This is a genomic window from Rhizobacter sp. (genome assembly GCF_031412495.1).
Lineage (GTDB): Bacteria > Pseudomonadota > Gammaproteobacteria > Burkholderiales > Burkholderiaceae_C > Schlegelella_A.
On record NZ_JANODC010000246.1, the window covers coordinates 1 to 2,209 of the forward strand.

Genomic DNA, 2,209 nt, shown 5'->3' on the forward strand with positions numbered 1-2,209 from the left:
GGGCCGGCCCGCGGGTTTCGTATGCCGGATGATCTCGCGGGCGATCGCCAGCGCATGGCGATCATCGTCGGCGAGATGGTCGGTCACGCCCGAGGTGCGCGTGTGCACGTCGCCGCCGCCCAGGTCCTCGGCCGTCACCACTTCGCCGGTAGCGGCCTTCACCAGCGGCGGCCCACCGAGGAAGATCGTCCCCTGGTTCTTCACGATGATCGACTCGTCGCACATCGCGGGCACGTAGGCGCCGCCCGCGGTGCACGATCCCATCACCACGGCGACCTGCGCGATGCCCTGCGCGGAGAGATTGGCCTGGTTATAGAAGATGCGCCCGAAGTGCTCCTTGTCGGGAAACACCTCGTCCTGAAGGGGCAGGAACGCGCCTCCGGAATCGACCAGGTAGACGCACGGCAGGTGGTTCTGGGCGGCAACTTCCTGGGCACGCAGGTGCTTCTTCACCGTCATCGGGTAATAGGTGCCGCCCTTCACGGTCGCGTCGTTGGCGACGATCATGCAGTCCTGCCCCTCGACACGGCCGATGCCGCAGATCATCCCGGCAGCCGGCGCCTCGCCGTCGTACATGCCGAAGGCGGCGAGCTGGCCGATCTCGAGGAACGGCGTTCCGGGATCGACGAGGCGCTCGACCCGCTCGCGCGGCAGCAGCTTGCCGCGCGACGCATGCCGCTCGCGCGACTTGGCGTCGCCGCCCCGCGCGATCTCGGCAGCGCGCGCGCGCAGGTCGTCGACCTGCGCCTGCAGGAAGGCAGCGTTGCTCCTGAACTCCACGGAGCGCGTGTCGATGCGCGACTTCAGCGCGGGCATGGGTCTGGATCCGGTCGAGTGGAGGCGGACCCGGAGCTTAACGTCGCCGCCGCAGAGCCTCCTCGGCGGGCCGAGCGGGGCGGCGTCGGACCTTCTGCAGCGAGCGCGCCTACACCGGCATCGCCAGCGCCGCCGCCTTGATCTTCGCGATGAACTGCTTCTGCCGGCGCCAGATCCAGAAGATCCCGCCGCCCGCGACGGCGAAGAAGAACAGCGCCGAGCCGTAGTGGCCGGCGAACACGTCCATCAGGCCGACGCCGCCTACGATCACGAGCAGGATCAGGAGCATGTTGTAGAACGGAGGCCCGGCGTTGTCGTTCACCGCCTTGCGGATGCACTGGAAGGCGCCCGTCTCGTGGTTGACCACCGCCAGGTAGTCGCCTTCCTTGCGACCCGGCCGGATGCCCCAGATGATGGAAGCCATCTGCCCGGCGCGTGCCGCGAAGCCTTTGTCCTCGACCTGGAGCCACTTCTCCTCGCCGTTGTCGGCCTGCAGGAAGACCTTGTTCCAGCTCGAGGTGTAGGTGGTCGTGCCGAGCATGGCGTTGCCCTGGTGACGCGTGACCTCGGTCACCGACGAGCGCTGCTGGTCGACGACCCGCCCGGTGAAGGCATGCAGGTCGATCGTGCGGAGTCCAGACCTGAGTGTGGCGATCCTGCTCATGGCTGGGGTCTTTCCTGCGGCTCGGATGGAAAGGTCACTGGCACTTGCCGGGCGCGGCGACAGGCAGCTTTTCCCAGCCGTCGTCGCTGCCCAGCACCTTGAACCACTGCGAGGTCCCGGTGTCGGCTCGACACGATCGAAGGGCGACGCTGCACGACCCCGCGTTACAGGTGGCGGCGCACCCCGCCGACGTTGCGGTGCCGGTCGCGCAGTTGCCGACCAGGCACTGGTTCCCCGAATAGACCCGGTACGAAGCGGCACCGGGGGCGGCCTTCCAGTTCACGACGTAGTGATACCTGCCCTTCACGCCGGCGTCGCAGGCGAGCTGCGACACGGCCAGGCCCAGCCGGACCGGGTGCAGCTTGGCCGCAGCCGGGCCCATCGCCGCCATCGCGGCACACGCCGCCAGCGCCAGCACAAGCATTGCTTTCAGTCGTGACATTCCCGTCTCTCCTGTTCCGGCCGTCACTTCTGACGGAATTCCTTGTTCCACATCCGCTCGAGCTCGGCGTTCATGGCCGGGCTCGGGTTGCAGATCGGCGTGGGCCGCCCTTTGTCGTGCAGCCGGCCGTAGACCACGCCGCGGGCCGGCGCATACAGCAGCATCAGGTTGTTGTCGGCGCAGTCGTGCGGCTTGCAGGGCGTCGCCACCTGGTAGTCCTCGCCGCCGATCGAGACCGTGCGGACCGGGGAGCTGTTGCTCATCGTCGCGAGCCACTTCTCCTTCGC

General features: G+C 68.2%; 4 protein-coding genes. All 4 read right to left on the reverse strand.

Annotated features, from left to right (window positions below; all coding sequences use genetic code 11):
• A partial coding sequence (locus AC30N0_RS09415) for a carboxyl transferase domain-containing protein (RefSeq protein WP_489517666.1) occupies positions 1-816 on the reverse strand: 816 nt, incomplete at its 3' end.
• Positions 817-925: 109 nt separating this feature from the next.
• A complete protein-coding gene (locus AC30N0_RS09420; protein ID WP_489517667.1) occupies positions 926-1,480 on the reverse strand; it encodes a hypothetical protein in 555 nt (184 codons plus the stop codon).
• A gap of 34 nt (positions 1,481-1,514) precedes the next feature.
• The gene (locus AC30N0_RS09425) at positions 1,515-1,922 is read right to left on the reverse strand and encodes a hypothetical protein (protein WP_489517668.1); all 408 of its coding nucleotides are present in this window, start codon (positions 1,920-1,922) and stop codon (positions 1,515-1,517) included.
• Between the two features lie 23 nt (positions 1,923-1,945).
• A partial coding sequence (locus AC30N0_RS09430) for an Ivy family c-type lysozyme inhibitor (RefSeq protein ID WP_489517669.1) occupies positions 1,946-2,209 on the reverse strand: 264 nt, incomplete at its 5' end.